The organism is Flindersiella endophytica (assembly GCF_054779015.1).
In genome coordinates, this window is sequence record NZ_BAAGYY010000019.1 from 327807 (window position 1) to 345423 (window position 17617).

Annotated in this window: 17 protein-coding genes; 7 read left to right on the top strand and 10 right to left on the bottom strand. The window is 69.3% G+C overall.

Annotated features, from left to right (window positions below; all coding sequences use genetic code 11):
• Positions 1-17: 17 nt before the first annotated feature.
• The 3 genes from ACYVF6_RS22155 to ACYVF6_RS22165 all read right to left on the bottom strand — a co-directional run bounded on the left by ACYVF6_RS22155 (position 18) and on the right by ACYVF6_RS22165 (position 3308).
• Positions 18-758, bottom strand: coding sequence for a YaaA family protein (locus ACYVF6_RS22155; RefSeq protein WP_460524303.1), 741 nt, complete (start codon positions 756-758; stop codon positions 18-20).
• Positions 759-837: 79 nt separating this feature from the next.
• Positions 838-2487, bottom strand: a complete 1650-nt coding sequence (locus ACYVF6_RS22160; protein ID WP_460524305.1) for a hypothetical protein — start codon at positions 2485-2487, stop codon at positions 838-840.
• 110 nt (positions 2488-2597) lie between these two features.
• Positions 2598-3308 (bottom strand): LysE family translocator, encoded by a 711-nt coding sequence (locus ACYVF6_RS22165; protein ID WP_460524307.1) that lies wholly within the window; start codon positions 3306-3308, stop codon positions 2598-2600.
• Positions 3309-3391: 83 nt separating this feature from the next.
• Here ACYVF6_RS22165 and ACYVF6_RS22170 point away from each other — a divergent pair, with 83 nt between their 5' ends.
• Positions 3392-3850: an Lrp/AsnC family transcriptional regulator gene (locus ACYVF6_RS22170; RefSeq protein WP_460524309.1), complete on the top strand. Its 459-nt coding sequence runs from the start codon at positions 3392-3394 to the stop codon at positions 3848-3850.
• Positions 3851-3918: 68 nt separating this feature from the next.
• Positions 3919-4911, top strand: coding sequence for an aldo/keto reductase (locus tag ACYVF6_RS22175; protein ID WP_460524311.1), 993 nt, complete (start codon positions 3919-3921; stop codon positions 4909-4911).
• Between the two features lie 124 nt (positions 4912-5035).
• Here the strand turns inward: ACYVF6_RS22175 and ACYVF6_RS22180 are convergent, their stop codons facing one another.
• From ACYVF6_RS22180 to ACYVF6_RS22200, 5 genes are all read right to left on the bottom strand, one after another.
• Positions 5036-6565 carry a glucoamylase family protein gene (locus ACYVF6_RS22180; protein WP_460524313.1) on the bottom strand — a complete coding sequence of 510 codons (1530 nt, stop codon included), beginning with the start codon at positions 6563-6565 and terminating at the stop codon, positions 5036-5038.
• 9 nt (positions 6566-6574) lie between these two features.
• Positions 6575-7591, bottom strand: coding sequence for a LacI family DNA-binding transcriptional regulator (locus ACYVF6_RS22185; RefSeq protein ID WP_460524315.1), 1017 nt, complete (start codon positions 7589-7591; stop codon positions 6575-6577).
• Between the two features lie 79 nt (positions 7592-7670).
• Positions 7671-8372: a hypothetical protein gene (locus tag ACYVF6_RS22190; protein ID WP_460524317.1), complete on the bottom strand. Its 702-nt coding sequence runs from the start codon at positions 8370-8372 to the stop codon at positions 7671-7673.
• An 85-nt stretch (positions 8373-8457) separates the two neighbouring features.
• Positions 8458-10182: an IlvD/Edd family dehydratase gene (locus ACYVF6_RS22195; protein ID WP_460524319.1), complete on the bottom strand. Its 1725-nt coding sequence runs from the start codon at positions 10180-10182 to the stop codon at positions 8458-8460.
• Between the two features lie 4 nt (positions 10183-10186).
• A complete protein-coding gene (locus tag ACYVF6_RS22200; protein ID WP_460524321.1) occupies positions 10187-10876 on the bottom strand; it encodes a GntR family transcriptional regulator in 690 nt (229 codons plus the stop codon).
• Between the two features lie 99 nt (positions 10877-10975).
• Between ACYVF6_RS22200 and ACYVF6_RS22205 the strand changes: the two genes are divergently transcribed.
• Genes ACYVF6_RS22205 through ACYVF6_RS22225 form a run of 5 tightly spaced genes read left to right on the top strand, consistent with a single transcriptional unit; the run spans position 10976 to position 17068 of the window.
• Positions 10976-12271 carry an ABC transporter substrate-binding protein gene (locus tag ACYVF6_RS22205; protein ID WP_460524323.1) on the top strand — a complete coding sequence of 432 codons (1296 nt, stop codon included), beginning with the start codon at positions 10976-10978 and terminating at the stop codon, positions 12269-12271.
• A complete protein-coding gene (locus ACYVF6_RS22210; protein ID WP_460524325.1) occupies positions 12268-13146 on the top strand; it encodes a carbohydrate ABC transporter permease in 879 nt (292 codons plus the stop codon). The genes ACYVF6_RS22205 and ACYVF6_RS22210 overlap by 4 nt, the downstream gene beginning before the upstream one ends.
• Complete coding sequence (locus ACYVF6_RS22215; RefSeq protein WP_460524327.1) at positions 13139-13996, top strand: carbohydrate ABC transporter permease; 858 nt, start codon at positions 13139-13141, stop codon at positions 13994-13996. The genes ACYVF6_RS22210 and ACYVF6_RS22215 overlap by 8 nt, the downstream gene beginning before the upstream one ends.
• 5 nt (positions 13997-14001) lie before the next feature.
• Positions 14002-15624, top strand: a complete 1623-nt coding sequence (locus ACYVF6_RS22220; RefSeq protein WP_460524329.1) for a GH39 family glycosyl hydrolase — start codon at positions 14002-14004, stop codon at positions 15622-15624.
• 10 nt (positions 15625-15634) lie between these two features.
• Positions 15635-17068 carry an NAD-dependent succinate-semialdehyde dehydrogenase gene (locus tag ACYVF6_RS22225; protein WP_460524331.1) on the top strand — a complete coding sequence of 478 codons (1434 nt, stop codon included), beginning with the start codon at positions 15635-15637 and terminating at the stop codon, positions 17066-17068.
• Here ACYVF6_RS22225 and ACYVF6_RS22230 read toward each other — a convergent pair.
• Both ACYVF6_RS22230 and vapB read right to left on the bottom strand, forming a co-directional pair.
• Positions 17065-17262, bottom strand: coding sequence for an antitoxin (locus ACYVF6_RS22230; RefSeq protein ID WP_460524333.1), 198 nt, complete (start codon positions 17260-17262; stop codon positions 17065-17067). The two genes, ACYVF6_RS22225 and ACYVF6_RS22230, sit on opposite strands and share 4 nt — an antisense overlap.
• 133 nt (positions 17263-17395) lie before the next feature.
• Positions 17396-17617: a type II toxin-antitoxin system VapB family antitoxin gene (vapB, locus tag ACYVF6_RS22235; RefSeq protein WP_460524335.1), complete on the bottom strand. Its 222-nt coding sequence runs from the start codon at positions 17615-17617 to the stop codon at positions 17396-17398.

Here is a 17617-nt window from a genome sequence, read left to right on the forward strand (position 1 = left end):
AGTGCCCGAAAACGCGCTCAGGTCGTGACGTCGATGGTGCGCGGGCTGCCTCGACGAGATCCGGCGGAAAGCGAGGCGGCGTAGCCGAGCTCGGCCAGCAGCTTGGCCAGGTCCTCGGGCGACGCGGGATCGGCGCCGGTCTCCAGCAGCGAACGCGCGACCCGGCCGCGGGTCGCCTTGGCCATGTGGCTGACGACCTTGCCGTCAGCCGTCAGTACCCGGATCGCGGCGGCGTGCTCGCCGGGGTTCCACGCAGAGGCGTACGTACTTGAGCGCAGGTCGACCACGAGGTCGGACCGGCTGCCCAGCGCCTTGGTGATCGCCGGGCGCCACAGTCCCGCGAGCGGGCCGATCCGTGGCAGCCGTACGCCCATCGACAGCCGGTACGGCGGAACCTCGTCGGTGATCCGCAGGACGCCCCACAGCCCGGAGAACACCAGCACCGACTCGGCTGCCTGCTCGAGCGGAACCGGCAGTGTTGACAACCCGAGGTTGTCGTAGAGCACGCCGGTGTACAGCTGCCACGCCGGCAACGTCGGCGCGTCGTGCAGCACGCGGTTACGTTCCAGATCCTCGGCCTGGCCCGGCGTCAGACCCAGCACCTGCGCGCCGTTGCGCTGGCCGGACACGCGTACCAACGTCGACAGGACGCGCTTGCGGGTCGCGGCCAGCGCGGGGAAGCCGAGGGACGCCAGGTCGAGTGCCGGGCCGTTCCCCGTGCTCGCCTTGCCTTCCGAGGGCGGCAGGAGTATCAGCACGAGCAGCGAGGATATCTGACCCGAAGGGCCGATATCAGGGTGGTGGCGGGGGCTGTGGGACGGCCTGGCCGCTTGCCGCTCAGCCGGACCGGCGACGCTCGGCGCGTTGCGCCTCGTACAGCGAGGGCGGGAAGAGGCCGGGCGTGTTGGCGCCCTCGATGTAGCCCACCGGCTGCTCGAACGGGCCGTCACCGGTGATGACGCCGGAGCATCCGATCGCGTAGTTCTGCGCGCTCGGCGGCTTCTGCACGACCAGCTGAGTGCCGGCCAGGTCGCAGTTCCAGCCGACGCCGTGTGCCGTCGCCCAGCCGTGTCCCGTTCCGTAGCTTCCGCGGTTGTAGATGCCGAGCGTAATCGAGGTCGCCGGCGCGATCTCGCGGTGGTTGTCCCACAACAGCGCCTGGGTCCAGCGGCGGTGGCCCTCGCTGGAGGCGAGGCTGCCCTCCGACGTACACCGCAGGAACACCACGCCGGACGCGCTGGAGGTTCCGTTGGAGACGTACGCGTGCCGGGCCTTGGTGGCGTGGCAGTTCCTGAACAGGATCTGCTGGGAGTACTTCTCGGTGTTGAAGTTGTAGCGCAGCCCGCCGGTGACCACCGATACGGGATCGAGCGCGCGGCAGTCCTCGATTGTCGCGCGGGTGACTTCGTCGGTCTCGACGGCGGCCTTGGCGAAGTGCAGCATCGTGCAGCCGCGGATCCAGACGTCCTCGGCCTGGCGTACCTTGACGGCGTTCCAGGCGTGGTCCTCGTCGGCATCGGGGTCGCCGAGGTACTCGATGTCGATGCGGAGGTTCTCGACACCGAGGCGGGCGACCACGCCGGCGCGGTCCCACGTGTAGACGTACGACTCGGCCAGCGTGCGGTCGAGGTGGTTGAACACCGGCACGTCGACCGTGACGCGGTTGCCGGTGATCGCGGTGATCCGGCGCTGGTAGACGATCGGCTGGCTGCCGACCGTCCACGGCTCGTCGACGTCGGTCGCGCCACCGTCGACGGCCGCGAGCCAGGCTTCCGTACACGGGTGGGTGATGATCAGGTCGTCGCCCTTGTGCAAGGCGGTGGCGTCGTCGACTTCGAAGCTGCGGGCGCCGACCTGGACGAACTCCGAGGTGACCGCCGTCCGGGTGCCGGGGACCTCGCCGGACCAGCCGGTGGCGGCGCCGCCGCCGACCACGAGCAGGTCGCGCTGATGCGGTACGTCGCCGATCGCCCGGATCACGGTGTTGGAAGCCGGGTCGGCGTCGTCGCCCACGCCGCGCAGGACGACGCCGTCGTGGTTGAGCCGGACCGTGCCGTACACGGCGTAGGTGCCGGCACGCAGCAGGAGCGCGCCCCGGAAGCCGTTGGAGTCCAGCGGGCGCCGGCCGACGCGATCGATCGCGGCTTGCAGATGCGCCGTGTTGTCACCGTCGACCGGAGAGACGGTGGCGACTGTCGGGACGTGAGGGATGGGATGGTCGGCGTTGCGGTAGCCGGCGTGGCTGAAGTCGGGGATGCGGTTGCGTTCGGAGTCCTGGCCGTAGATCAGATGCCCGTTCTCGTCGTAGTGGACCCGGCTGGACTGCCAGGAACCCGCCGGAGCTTGGATCCCGGCCGCCGCCGCTGCTGTCGTTGCCGAGCCGAGCTGGACGGCCAGGTGCGCTGCGGCGGCGCCACCGGTGACGGCGAGCAGCTGTCGTCGGCTGAACGGCGAGCGGGCGCCCTCGGATCGCGCGGACTCCACCATGGTTAGTCAACCTCCCTGACTAAATGTCCCGGCCTGTGCTTCGTCGCTGTCAGTCTCGGTGCGCGTCCGGCGGTTGGCAAGCGCTATCCCGACGGAACTTCCGGACAAGCTCACAGCACCGTTACCGCCGCGACGGCGAGCAGCAGGGCGGCCGAGACCACGGGAAGGACACGGCCGGCCCGGCTCGAGCTCGCCACCCGCCGCCCGATCCGGCCCGCGGTGAGCGCGACCGCGCCGTAGCCGACCGCGCAGGCCAGGACGTGGAGCAGGCCCAGCAGAGCAAGCTGTCCGCCGACGGGAAGTGCGGCCGCCTGGTCGGCGAACTGGGGGAGGAGGGAGAGGAAGAGCAGCAGGGCCTTCGGGTTCAGCAGGCCGGTCAGCATGCTCTGCCGGAACACCGTGCCGGCCGACGCTTCTCCCACCCGAGCCACCCGGGCCGGCCGGCCCTGCTCCGAGGGATGCGGTTGGTCCGGCAGATCCGGCGGGCGCGGCAGCGACGTCGGCTGCTCGACCTGGGCGGTTCGTGGTTCGGTTCGGGCGCGGGCCTTGCGCAGCATGCCGATCGCGAGGAAGACGAGGTAGGCGGCGCCCGCGTAGCGCAACACAGGCAGGACGCCGGGTACGGCGGCCACCGCCGCGGCCAGGCCGGTCGCCGTGAGCAGGGTGTAGGCCACGTAGGCCGTGCAGATGCCGGCCACCGCCACCAGCCCCGAGCTCCATCGCCCGAGCGAGCGGGCGATCACGTACAACCAGTCCGGTCCGGGCGTCAGCACCAGCAGCCCGTCCACCACGAGGAACAACAGCACGGACGATGCGTTCACGTTCGCGACGCTAGTGACGACCGCGAGGCAGCCGATTGCTACTTCATGCGCCCGAACATCAAGCAGTGGCAGGATGTTGCGCCATGGATCGCATCGACCGCAGGATTTTGCGCGAGCTGCAGAGCGACGGCCGGCTCAGCAACACCGACCTCGCCGCCAGGGTCAGCCTCACCCCCTCGCCCTGTCTGCGCCGGGTCCGCCAGCTCGAGCAGGACGACGTGATCCGCGGCTACCGCGCAGTCCTCGATCCCGCCAAGCTCGGCCGCGGCTTCCAGTCGTTCGCGACCGTCGTGATGCGGAACGAGGACCACGAGACGATCGCGGAGTTCGAACGGCAGGTCGCGGCGCTGCCGGAGGTGATCGAAGCGCACCGGCTGTTCGGCGACCCCGACTACCTGCTGCGGATCGCCGTCGCCGACATCGCGGCGTACGAACGGTTCCGCACCGACGTGCTCACCACGCTGCCCGGCGTCGGGCAGCTGACCTCCCACCTCGCGATGAAGGAGGTCAAGGCCAACACCGGCATACCCACCGGTGCCTGATTGGACCGGCTACGAAGCCCCGGGAGCGGACCGGTGCACCGGCCCGGTTGCCGTCTACCGTCGACGACATGGACAACCGACTTCTGGGCAGAAGTGGTATCGAGGTCAGCCCGCTCGGCTTCGGGTGCTGGGCGATCGGCGGCCCGTTCCACGACACCGAGGGCAACCCGCTGGGCTGGGGCGAGGTCGACGACGCCGAGTCGACCCGGGCGATCCACCACGCGCTCGACAACGGCATCACGTTCTTCGACACCGCCGACGTCTACGGCTGCGGCCACTCCGAACGCGTCCTCGGCAAGGCGCTCGGCGCGCACCGCGGCGACGTCGTGATCGCCACCAAGTGGGGCAACACCTTCGACGAGCAATCCCGGACGATGCACGGTCCCGACGCCTCCGTCACCTACCTCCAGCAGGCCGTCCGCGGCTCGCTCGACCGCCTCGGCACCGACTACCTCGACCTCTACCAGCTGCACGTCCAGCCCGACACCAAGGACGAGGCGATCGCACTCCGCGAAGCCTGCGAGCAGCTGGTCGACGAGGGCCTGATCCGCGCGTACGCCTGGAGCACCGACGACCCTCAGCGCGCCGCGCTGTTCGCCGAAGGCGCGCACTGTACGGCGGTCCAGCACCAGCTCAACGTCGTCGAGGACGCACCGGAGATGCTGGAGCTCTGCGACCGGCTCGGCCTCGGCAGCGTCAACCGTGGCCCGCTCGCGATGGGCCTGCTCGCCGGCCGCGACGCCAGCCGACCGACCAGCCAGTCCGACATCCGCTCGGTCGCACCGGGCTGGCTGAGATGGTTCAAGGACGGCGTTCCGACGCCTGAGTTCACTGCCGTCGTCGCCGCGATCCGCGACGTGCTCACCAGCGACGGCCGCACACTCGCCCAGGGCGCACTGGCCTGGATCTGGGCGCGTAGCCCGCGCACGATTCCGATTCCCGGCTTCCGCACCGTCGAGCAGGCGGGGCAGAACGCCGCCGCGTCGGCTTATGGTCCGCTGCGCCCCGAACAACTCGCCGAAGTCAAGTACGCCTTGCGCACGCTCGACGACCGGAAATAGTCGCGAAAGTTCATGCAACCGCCTGCCGCGGTTGTTGGTTAACGACGGTAGGACCCGGCTCACAGGTGCGAGCCAACCCTGTGAGCCGGGCCGCCAAATTTCTACCGACGTCCGCAAAATCCCCTTATCTACGAAGGGGTTTCGCGTTGAAGACCTCCATTGCCATAACCGGCCGCAGGTTACGTTCCGGGCCACCCTGGCTGAAGTAGGACCGCAACCGGTCATCGAGCAGTGCGTTGCCGATCGGCCCGATGATCATGGCTTCGTCCAACGCCAGATAGCGTTTCGCGGCTGTGTCACTGCGTACGGCGATCGAGTCGTAGAATCCGCCGGGCCCGTAGGAGTCCAGGTTTCGCTCCATTTTCCGCAGATTGTCCAGTGCTGCCTGTTTCGCAACGGGCATCGCGAGGAACGACGCGTGTGGCGTGACGACTCCGTCGCCGAACGTCGGCAACGGCGTGCCTTCGCGGCACCCTTCGAAACCCTTGTCCACATTGGTGGCTTCACGGTCGGACGGGTAGCCGCCGGGGTCCATGCCCATCTCGTCGACGCCGTAGACGTTGTAGCCGCCGAACGGGTTGCTGGCCGGCGAGAAGCCCCAGTAGCCGTACTTCGCGTCGAGCAGGCCGTGCTCGATCTGCCCTTGCACGTAAACGGGATGGTTGACGCCCCAGCTGCGCTTGCCCCAGCGTTCCTCCGGTACGAACATCGCGGGCATCATCGCCTCGAACATGTCGCCGCCCCAGCTCGGAACGAACTGCATGCCGCGATAGCGATAGGCGCCCTCGAACACCGAAATTCCCAGGTAGGTGGCGTTCTGTCCGACCGGCCGCTGCTCCACCCAGCTCCAGTCGCAGGTGGACGGGAACGTCCGGTTCGGGCCGAAGTACCACTTCTGCGGCACCTGCCCGAGTGAAACGCCAACGTAGCCGGAGATCCGGGCCTCGGTGATCGCTGTGTCGTAGTGGAAGCAGGTCTTCCACAGCGTCGTGCCCTTGTACGCCGTGGGCTCGACGCACTCGTCGACGGGCTCGAAGTCGTAGAAACCGCCTCGCATCAACCCGCCGCCGACGTTGTGCTGCGAGGTCGGGTTGGCGGTGTAGTAGACCCCGAAGTCCATTTCGTCCAAGAGAGCTTGGGCCTTACGCCCTGTGGGACCCGGCATCGCGTTGCGTACGACCATGAACGCCGCCGCCAGCCAGCCGTTGTCGACGCTGGAGGCGAACGGCTGGACGACATCGCCGGAAGGGAGCTCGTACAGCACCGCTCCGGTGTGCGGGTCGTACCAGTTGTAGAACATGCCGGTGGCCTCGTTGTGCACAAGGCGATCAAGCGTGCTCAACGTCTGGTTGACCCGGCGTTCGGCATCCGAACGCGAGATCAACCCGAGGTCGCGAGCGATCACCGTGCTCCAGAGGTATCCGCCGATGTTGGTGGGCGAGGTGTATCCCGAACGGGTCGAGGCGGCCAGCTCGCCGCCGATGTTGTCGTGCGGCAGGCCGGTCGCCGGGTCGGTCATCGCGACGAACGACTTCCAGGCGTCGCCCGCGTAACGCAGCATGGTCGCGCGGTCGGACTCGGCCGGTGAGGCAGCGGCCGGGACGGCAGTCATGACGAGAGCGACTACGAACAGGCCGAGCAGACTTCGTCTCATATGTGCTCCTCAGTGAGCTCCGCAGCTCGCCCGGACGACGAGCTCGGTGCGAAGGGTGACGCGCGTGGCGGGCGCGCCCGGGTCGGTGAGCCGGAGGTCGAGGGTTCTGGCGGCTTGCGCGCCGAGCTCGCGCATGGGCTGCCTCAGCGTGGTCAGGGCGGGACGCACGTGACGCGCGGCCATGATGTCGTCCCACCCGGTGATCGCGAGGTCGCCGGGCACCCCGGAACCGAGTTCCTCAGCCGCGAGCATCGCGCCGAGCGCGATCTCGTCGTTCGCGCAGACCAGCACGTCGGGCGGATCCGGCCCGAGCAACGCGGCGGTCGCCGCGTTGCGCCCGGCGGTTTCGTTCAGTGCGCAGGCGAACGGCCGGTCAGGGGCCGGCTGGCCGGACTCGGTGAGGGCCGCACGCAACCCGTGCCAGCGTTGCTCGACGTCGGGCGAGGAGTCCGGATCGCCGAGGAAGCCGAACCGCCGGTAGCCGTGGGCGAGCAGGTGGCCGGTCAGATCCCGTGCCGGTCCGGCGTTGTCCGCTCCGATGACGTCCAGGTCGTCGACGGCCGGCCGGGCGAGCAGCACGACTGGCACTCCGGACGTGGCGATCCCTCGTACGACGTCATCGCTCACGGTCCGGCCCATGATGACCATGCCGTCCACCCGAGAGGCGAGGTCGCGGACCAGCTCCGCCGCGTTCAGGCGGCGGTGCGTGGCGAGGATGAGCACGGAACGCCCGAGCTCCGCGGCCGCCTCCTCGTAGCCCAGGACGACGTCGGCGTAGTAGGGGCCGGACAGGTCGGGAAACACGATGCCGTTGGCGGCCTGGCGTCCCTCCGCAAGCGACCGCGCCGGCCGGCTGGGTACGAAATGGAGCTCACGGGCGGCCCGCTCGATCCGCTCACGCGTCGCCGGCGCCACCAGGTCCGACCCCCGCAGCGCCCGCGACACGGTCGCGATCGACACACCCGCTCGCTGCGCAACCTGGTAGATCGTCGGATTCGAGCCCTCAGGGGGTGTAAGCGCTTTCATCGTGTCCCGAAGTATCGGACCGAACTGGCGATCTGTGAAGTAGCTCGCGAGCTGTTTCTGCCGTTCGCGTGGATCGACGTCAGTGTCTGCTTGTGGTGTCGACCGAAACCGAACAGATGAACTTGACCCGCTTGCCCTGACTCGGACGGATCCGGGCGAGCGCGAGGAGTGGACGTCGGGTGGCTAGGCGGAGGTTGACCAGCCCGAGCCGCGCGGCGGTGTCCTTGGGCGAGAGCCGGCCGATCGCGGCGCCGTCGATGGCGACCTCGAGAACCCCGAGCGTGATGCCGATGTTGGGCCGGTCGGCGGTACCGCCGGTCAGCCGTGCCCAGCACGTTGCGGGCACGTTCCGCCGATCGAGGCGGGCCAGTGCCTGGTAGAGCGACTGTCCCTCGTGGTGAAGGACGTCGCGCGGAACGTAACCGACATAGTCGGGTCCAACGAATACAGCGACCGCACCGGAGTGGTGCGGGTTCGCCCGGTCGCGCACGAGCTGTGCCATGACGTACCTGTGCGGCTGGGCGGCGGCCAGGTGCCGGCGCAGCTCGTCCTGGTGATAGCTCTCACCCGCGACGCTCGAGTAGCCTTCCGGCCGGAGCGTGGGGGCGGTCGACGTCCAGTCGGGAGCCAGGACCTGAGCCGGTGGTGCTGGACGGTACGGCTGGGCAGGTTGCCGGATGGCAGCGGGCTGAGCGTTCCGCCGGACCGTCGGCTCGACGTTCGGGCGAGCGGCCGGCTTCGCCTGGAAGGTCGAGGCGAGCCAGTCGGAGAGCTTTCCCATACGTCGCTCCGGAGTCATGCGGCAGTCGAGGTCGGTGCGCTGACTGGACGCTCCGTGCGATCGGCGGTTACAGGTGCCCAGCGGCTCAGAACTTGGCCTGGTCCTCGGTCGTCACCGGCGTACGGCCGCGCAGGAACGTGAAGTCGCAGCCGGTCGGGGCCTGCTCGACCTGGTCGAGGAAGAGGCGGCCGTAGCCGCGGTCGTAGGCGGGTGCGGCCGCCTGCCACTCCGCCGACCGCCGCGCCAGTTCGTCGTCCGGGACGCACAACGTCAGGCGGCGTTCCTCCAGCGACAGCTCGATCTCGTCGCCCGTACGCACCATCGCCAACGGCCCGCCGACCGCGCTCTCCGGCGCGACGTGCAGGACGATCGTTCCGAACGCGGTCCCGCTCATCCGGGCGTCCGAGATCCGAACCATGTCGCGGACGCCCTCGGCCAGCAGCTTGCGCGGGATCGGGAAGTTGCCGACCTCCGGCATGCCCGGTCCACCGATCGGGCCGACGTTCTGCAGCACGAGCACGTCCGACGCCGACACGTCCAGCGACGGCGAGTCGATCCGGGCGCGCAGGTCGGCCATGCCGTTGAACACCACGGCCCGCCCGCGGTGCCGCAACAACGCCGGGCTCGCCGCGGCGTGCTTGATGACCGCGCCGTCCGGAGCGAGGTTGCCGCGCAGTACGGCCGTCCCTCCGTGTGGCCGCAGTGGCGACGACACAGATCGAATGACGTCGCCGTCGACAGGCCTGGCGTCCGCGACGTTCTCCGCCAAGGTACGCCCGGTCACCGTCGGCGCTGAGCCGTGCAGCAACGGCAGCAGCTCCTTCAACAGGGCCGGAACGCCACCGGCGTTGAAGAACTCCTCCATCTGGTACGCGCCGATCGGCTTCAGGTTCGCCAGCAGGGGAGTGCGCTCGCTGATCTCGTCGAACAGCTCCAGCGGCAGGTCGACCTCGCAGCGCCCCGCGATGGCCGGCAGGTGGACGAGCGCGTTCGTGCTCCCGCCCAGTGCCGACAACAACACGATCGCGTTCTCGAACGCCTGCCGCGTCAGGATCGACGACGGCCGGATGCCCTCCCGCGCCAGCGCCACGGCCCGCCGTCCCGAAGCCTGGGCCAGCCGCAGCCGCCGCGAGTCGACCGCCGGGATCGCGCCGTTGCCAGGCAGCGCCATGCCCAACGCCTCGGTCAGCGAGTTCATCGTCGACGCCGTGCCCATCACCATGCAGTGCCCTGCGCTGCGTACGATCCCGTCCTCGATCGCCTTGTACGTCTCGTCGGACAGCGTTCCCGCGCGGTGCTCTGCCGTGAACCGCCGGCAGTCGGTACAGGCCCCCAGCGTCTGCCCCTCGAAGAAGCCGTTGAGCATCGGCCCGCCACTGACGATCAGCGCGGGTACGTCGGCGCTCGCCGCACCCATCAGTGCCGCCGGCGTCGTCTTGTCACACGACGCCAGCAGGACAACGGCATCCAGCGGCTGGCTGCGGATCATCTCCTCGGTGTCCATCGCCGCGAGGTTCCGCTGCAGCATCGACGTGGGGTAGAGGAAGTTCTCGCCGAGCGAGATCGTCGGGAACTCCAGCGGCGTGCCGCCCGCCTGCCAGACCCCACGCTTCACCGCCTCGCACAAGTCGCGGAAGTGCTGGTGGCAGTTGTTGAGCTCGCTGTAGGTGTTGCAGATCCCGATGATCGGCCGGCCGAGGTCCTCGTCGTCGAAACCCATCGACTTGGTGAACGCGCGATGGATGAAGCCGGCGACGCCCGGCTCCCCGAAGAAGCTCGCCCCACGGTTGTCTCCACCGTTGTCTGGCACTGCGTCAGCCCTCTCCCTGCTCGTCGTCGCCCTGCGCCTCGACCAGCCGACGGTACGCGCCCTCCAGGTGCGCCTCGATCGCGGCGACCGCCTGGTCACCACGTCCGGCCGCGAGCAGCTCACGGATCTCGGTGTGCTCGCGGAACGCCAGCTCGCTGAAGTCGTGCCGCACGGTGTTGCGCGAGAACAGGAACGTGTAGACCTGCCCGCGGATCTGCTCCCAGCTGCGCTGCAGCCGCCGGTGCTCGGCCGCGGTGTACACGATGTCGTGGAACGCCAGGTCGAGCACTGCCGCGTCCCGAGGGGAGTAGTCGTCGCGCAGGTGGCCGAACTTGGCCAGGATCTCGTCCATCGCGGCCAGTTGACCGGCCTGGATCCGGCTCGCGGCGCGCGAGGTGGCCAGTCGTTCGAGCGCGAGCCGCAGCGTGTAGACCTCTTCGATGTCGGTCAGCGAGAGCTGCGCGACCTCCGCGCCGCGATGCCGGCGGAGGACGACGAGGCCTTCCCGCTCGAGCTGGACCAGCGCCTCACGGACCGGTCCGCGCGAGACCTGGAGCGCCTCGGCGAGCTCGGCTTCGCGCAGGTGCTGGCCGGGCGCGAACGTCCCCTGCGCGATCGACTCGCGCAGCGCGTTCGCGGCAGTCTCGGCGAGCGACGGGGTGATGGCCGGGGTGAGGGGTCCGGTGCCGGACATCTTCACCCTCCTCTCTTGACCGCGCGTGTTGTCAACAATCTACTGTCGGCAATACCAGCGGATGCTACCAATCGGTCAATCCGGAAGCAGGCGAATGAAATGCCTGACCCTGAACAGAGCTGGGCACCGACCTGGACCAGAAGAAGTCTGCTCGGAACCGCCGCCGCGGCGGGTGCCGGACTGGTGGCCGGTTGCGGCTCACCGTTCGACGACACCACCAGGTCCGGCGGCAAGGTGCTGGAGTTCGTGACGTTCTACGGCGGCCCGGACGGCGCGATCATGCAGCACATCGTGGACCGCTACAACAAGAGCCAGGACGAGGTGACCGTCCGGTTCTCCGCGCCGGCGTACGGCGGCGACTACCTCACCAAGCTCCTCACCGCCTCGATCGCGGGCGCACCGCCCGCGGTGATCGCCGTGCACAGCTTCGAGCTGCCGCCGCTCGCGCGCTTCCTGCACCCGATCGACCTGGCCGGACTCGGCCTTGACAAGGCCGACTTCCTGCCGGCGATGTGGGAGCTCCCGACCTTTCGCGACCAGTTGCTCGGCGTCACGATGAGCGTCGGCCCGCTGGCGCTGGTCTACAACCGCAAGCACTTCGAGCAGGCCGGCCTCGACCCGGACCGGCCACCGACGACCAAGGCGGAGTTCGTCGAAGCCGGCCAGGCGATCCGGCGCAAGACCGGCAAGTACGCCTTCGTCCGCGATCCGGCCGCCTGGATGCCGTGGCTCACGTTCAACTGGCAGGCGGGCGGCGAGATCTTCGACGCTGCCGGGAGGCCCTTGCTGGACAGCGAAGCGGCCATCGCCGCGGCCCAGCTGGAGCAGGACATCGTAGGCAAGTACGGGATCGGCTACCCCAAGTACCTCGCCGACGGCACCGCTCCGCTGGAGACCGAGCAGGTCTCGATGGCGTTCTTCGGGCCCTGGGAGCTGTCCAACGTGATGGCATCGAACACCAAGCAGGGAACGGACTTCGCCGTCGCCCCACTGCCGCAGTTCTTCGACGGTCCGCGAGCGGTGATGTCGACCTCGCACATCTACTGCATCCCGAAGCAACGTGAGAACGACGGCTGGATCCAGGAGCAGGCCGGCAGGTTCGTGTCCTGGCTGCTGCGCGAGGGCAGCCTGGAATGGGCCACGACCCAGGCGCCGACCAGCAAGCACGTGATGGAGCAGGCCAAGACCAGCGACGACCCGCTGGTCAAGACGATGAGCGTGTACGTCGAGCAGTCGAAGTACGCCCACTTCATGCCGTACGCGCCGCGCTGGTCGGAGGCCTACACCGTGTTGACCGACACGATGCAGCGCATCGCCTACGAAGGCGCGCCGGTGGAGCGCGAGATGAGGGCGGTCCAGCGTCAGGCGGCGGCGATGGTGGGGAGCGCCTCATGAACCTCCTGCGTGGAAGGGCGAAGGCCGCCTGGATGTTCCTGCTGCCGTTCCTGGCGCTGTTCGTGTTCCTGTGGGCGTATCCCGTGCTACGCGGGCTCTACCTCAGCTTCACCGACACCAACCTCGCCGCGGGAACGGGCGGTTTCGTCGGCCTCGGCAACTACGCCGACCTGCTGCGCGATCCCGCGTTCCACAAGACGTTCGGCAACACAGTGCTGTTCGTCGTGCTGAACGTTCCGGTTCTGGTCGCCGCCGGACTGTTGCTGGCGCTCCTGCTCAACTCACCGCTCGGCGGGCGAGCCGCGATCCGCGCGGCGTTCGTTTCGCCTTACCTGCTTCCGGGAGCGGCGGTCGCCATCGTCTGGCAGTTCGTGCTCAACCCGCTGGACGGCCCGCTCAACAAGGTGCTCGGCGCGCTCGGCATGCCCACGCAGGACTGGCTCACCCAGCCCGGCGAGGCGATGGGTGCGGTCGTGCTGATCACGCTGTGGTGGCGGGTCGGGTTTCCGTTGCTCGTGCTGCTCGCGGCGTTGCAGGACATTCCCGAGGAGCTGTACGAAGCGGGCCGGATCGACGGCGCCGGCGCGTGGCAACGGTTCCGGCACATCACGTTGCCCGGCATCGCCCCGGTGCTCGGGCTGGTCGTGATCCTGCGGCTGATCGACTCGTTCAAGGTGTTCGAGCAGGCGTACCTCGTGACCGCGGGCGGGCCGGACAGCAGCACGCGTATGGTCTTGCAGCAGCTGTACGAGACGGGATTCCGCGAGTTCCGCACCGGCTACGCCGGCGCGATCGGCTGGACGCTGGCCATCGTCATCCTGCTCGTCACGCTGGTCCAGCTGGCCTTCCTGCGCAGGAGTGAGCGCGATGCCTGAGCGTACGTACGACCAGACCACGCGCCGCCGGGCGCGCCGGCGCGCCACGCTGATCGCCGTTGTCTTCGCGGTGTTCTGGGCGCTGCCGCTGCTCTGGGTGCTGTCGACGTCGTTCAACACCTCGTCGGCCGTCACCCGCGGGAACGCCTTCGTACCAAGCGATCCGACCCTTGGGAACTGGACGACGCTGGCCGACCCCGAAGGCCGCGCGGTCAACATCTTCATCGCGTTCTTCAACAGCACCGTGGTCGCGCTGGTCGCGACGGCGGGCGCGCTGCTGGTGTGCTCGCTGGCCGCGTACGCCCTTGCCCGCTTGCCGTTCCGCGGCAACCGGGCGGTGTTCCTGCTGCTGCTCGGCACGATGCTGCTGCCGCACGAGGTGCTGCTGGTTCCGCTGTTCCAGCAGTTCAACGAGCTCGGCCTGCTCAACACCTACGGCGCGCTGGCGTTGCCGCACATCGTGTCGATCCTCGGCGTCGTGCTGCTACGGCAGTTCATGCTCGCGCTGCCGCAGGAGCTGCTGGAGTGCTCGCGGATCGACGGGGCGAACGCCTGGCAGACCTACTGGCACATCGTGCTGCCGTTGACGAAACCGGCGATGGCGACGCTCGGCCTGTTCGTGTTCCTCGGCGCATGGAACGACTTCCTGTGGCCGCTGATCGCCACCAGCACGCCGGCGATGCAGACGCTCCCGTTGGCGCTGGTCACGTTCCGCTCGGCGTACGGGTCGCTCGACTACGGCGTGGTGATGGCCTCGGCGGTGCTCGTGATGACGCCGCCGCTGCTCGTCTTCCTGTTCGCCCAGCGCTTCATCATCCAGGGCATCAGCCGGACCGGTTTGAAAGGTTGAGGTAATTGGCTATCGAGAATGCAGAGAACGCGACGGTGACCGTCGACTGCGACCGCTCCCTTGGGCCGGTGCGCCGGCTCTGGACGAGCCTCGGCTACGACGAGATCAACTGGACGTACACACCGTTGGGCAAGCGCACGCTGCGCAAGATCGGCGACTTCGCCGAGCAGCCCTATCTCGTCCGGCCGCACTACGTGTTCTGCAGCGGAACCGGCTTCGGCATCCCGCACTGGGGCAGCGGCAACGTCTACCACGAGGACGAGGACGGCAAGCCCTACTACGACTTCGCGATCGCCGACCAGGTGTACGACTCGATCGTCGGCGCCGGGCACCACGCGCTGGTCGAGCTGGCGTTCACGCCGTTGGCGCTGGTGCCCGAGCAGGCCAAGGAGGAGTTCCCGTTCGAGAACAGCCCGACGGCCTACTCCGGTTACGAGGCCGGCTGGTGGAGCTATCCGCCGAAGGACTACGAGCGGTGGGGCGACCTGGTGGCAGCCCTGGTCGAGCACTGCGTCGATCGTTATGGCGCTGCCGAGGTGTCGCAGTGGCTGTGGGAGCTGTGGAACGAGCCGGACATCTTCTACTGGCGCGGCACGCCCGAGCAGTTCTACGAGCTCTACGACGTGACGGCGCGCGCCGTCCGCCGGGCGCTGCCGCAGGCGAAGGTCGGCGGCCCGGCGGTGACCGGCGGGGGAGTGTCGTTCCTGCGTGGGTTCCTCGCGCACTGCGCGGAGTCGGGTGCGCCGCTGGACTTCGTTTCGTTCCACACCAAGGGTGCGGCGTTCAAGCCGTGGCGGGTCTATGGTCCGCTGGGCGCGCCGGCGCCGGAGCGGCAGTCGCCGTCGTCGGCGAAGATGCTGCGCGAGGTGCGTGCGCTGCTCGACGTGGTCGGCTCGTTCGAGCAGTACGCCGGCCTGCCCTGCATCGTCGACGAGTGCGACGCCTCGGTGCCGGCGCACTGGGGCGTCTACGACAACGCGAACTTCACGTACCGCAACACGGAGTACTACCCGGTCTTCCAGTGCAAGCTGATGAAGCGGCTGTGGGACCTCAACGAGGAGTCGCGGGCGAAGGTCGAGCAGGCGACGACGTGGAGCTTCTACTTCGAGGGCGAGCGCTACTTCGAGGGCACGCGCAGCCTGGTCACGACGTCCGGCATCGACAAGCCGGTGCTGAACGCGTATCGCATGTTCGCCGAGCTCGGCTCGGAACGGCTGGCGGTCTCCTCGGACCGCTCCGGTGCGCCTGGGGACGAGGAGGTGGACGCGCTCGCCACGCGGGCCGGCGACGGCCGGCTGTGCGTACTGGTGTGGCGGCACACCGACGACCAGTACGCGACGGCCGCACCGGCCGAGGTGGCCGTCCGCCTACGAGGCCTGGCCGCAGGCTCGTACGACGTCACGCACTGGCGGATCGACCGTGACCACAGCAACGCGCACACCGTGTGGCAGGCGCTGGGCGCGCCGCAGGACCCGACCGACGAGCAGTTGGCGGCGATCTGGGAGCGGCAGGGCCTGGAACGCGCGGAGCCCGACAGCTCTGCCGCTGCCTCCGCGGACGGGCTGACGCTCACGACGCGGTTGCCGCTTCCGGCCGCTTCGTTGTTCGTTCTGACTCCGAAGGGATAGGCAGGCAGGCGTGGAGATTCCCCAGCAGCTGTTGATCGGTGGTCGTTGGCGGGACGCGTCCGACGGCGGAACACTCGACGTGCTCGACCCGGCGACCGAGGAGGTCGTGGCCACCGTGCCACGCGCGACGGCGTCCGATGTGGCCGCCGCACTGGCCGCGGCGGAGGCCGGGTTCCAGCAGTGGCGGCGCACCTCACCGGTCGAACGGGCGAACGTGCTGCGCGAGGCCGCGCGGCTGATCCGTTCGCGGCAGGCGGCGATCGCGCGGACGCTCACGCAGGAGCAGGGCAAGCCGCTGGCCGAGTCGTCGGCGGAGGTGGCGCAGGCGGCCGACTACTTCGAGTGGTACGCCGGCGAGGCCGAGCGCGTCTACGGCCGGGTCGTCGAGGTCGGTGGCCGCAACCGGGCCCGAGTCGAGCGCCGGCCGGTCGGTCCGGTGGCGGCGTTCACCGCGTGGAACTTCCCGGCGGCGCTACCGGCGCGGAAGATCGCGCCGGCGCTGGCGGTGGGGTGCTCGATCGTGCTGAAGCCTGCGGAGGAGGCGCCGCGTACGGCCCTGGCACTGGCCGCTGCCTGCGTGGACGCGGGTGCGCCCGCCGGTGTGGTCAACGTGCTGACCGGAGAGCCTTCGGCGATCAGCACTGCGCTGCTCGCGTCGCCGGTGATCCGGAAGCTCAGCCTCACGGGCTCGGTACCGGTCGGGCAGGAGCTGGTCCGGCTGTCGTCGGCACACCTGCCGTCGGTCAGCCTGGAGCTCGGCGGGCACGCGCCGGTCCTGGTGTTCGCCGACGCCGACCTCGACGCGGCGGTCGAGCAGTGCGTACGCGCGAAGTACCGCAACACCGGGCAGGTGTGCATCTCGCCGAGCCGGTTCTTCGTGCAGTCGGAGGTGGTCGCGGAGTTCACGTCGCGGTTCGTGGAACGGGTGGACGCGCTGCGGATCGGTCCAGGGCTGGAGGACGGCGTCGACGTCGGGCCGCTGTCGAACGGCCGGAGGCGGGAGGCCGTCGAGAAGGCGATCGCCGATGCGGTCTCGCGGGGCGCGGAGGTCCGCTGCGGCGGGCGGCGTCCGGCGGGGTTCTCGCGTGGGTTCTTCTACGAGCCGACGGTGCTGACGTCGGTGCCGGACGACGCGGAGCTGATGAGCGTCGAGCCGTTCGGCCCGGTCGCACCGATCCGCCCGTTCTCGACGCTGGAGGAGGGCCTGGCACTGGCGAACGGCGTGCCGTACGGCCTGGCGTCGTACCTCTTCACCACCAGTCTCACGACCGCCCACGATGCCGCCGACGGCCTGGAGACCGGCATGATCGGCGTGAACGAGGTCGGCCTGGCCAAGCCGGCGCTGCCGTTCGGCGGTGTCAAGCTGTCGGGCTACGGCCGCGAAGGCGGCATCGAAGGCACCGACGCCTACACCGTGCCGACCTACGTCAACGTGCGGATCTAGGCGTTCTCGAGGTCGGCGAACGTCTCGGTGAGCCGGATGAGGTCCTGCTTCGTGACGCGATCACCCGTGGGCGCGGCGGCGTTGAGCAGCGACCGCCGCAGATAGGCGGCCGTGGACAGACCCGACCGCCTGGCGGCAGCATCGATCCGCACGGCGATCTCGTCGGGTACGCCGTGGATCCGCGACTCGGCCATCGCTCACCTCCGGCGCACAACCTATCGGTCGACAGCACTCGGAAACCGGACATTCCACCCCGTGTCGAGCACGTTGCCGGTGCAGGCCAGGGACGGAGGCAGCTCGATGGTGACCCCGCGCTCCTCCTGCCGCTCACGCCCAGGAACGCCCCATCACGGCTGGGTCGCCGAGGTCGGCGAACGTCTCGCCGAACTCGATCAGATCCTGCTCTGTGACATCGCGGCCGGCGGGAGCGGCGGCCTCGAGCAACTCACGACGCAGGTAGTCGAGCCGGGACAGACCCAACCGCTTGGTTGTGGCGTCGGCCCTGGCCACGACCTCGTCCGGAACGTCTCGCATCGGCACGTCGGTCAT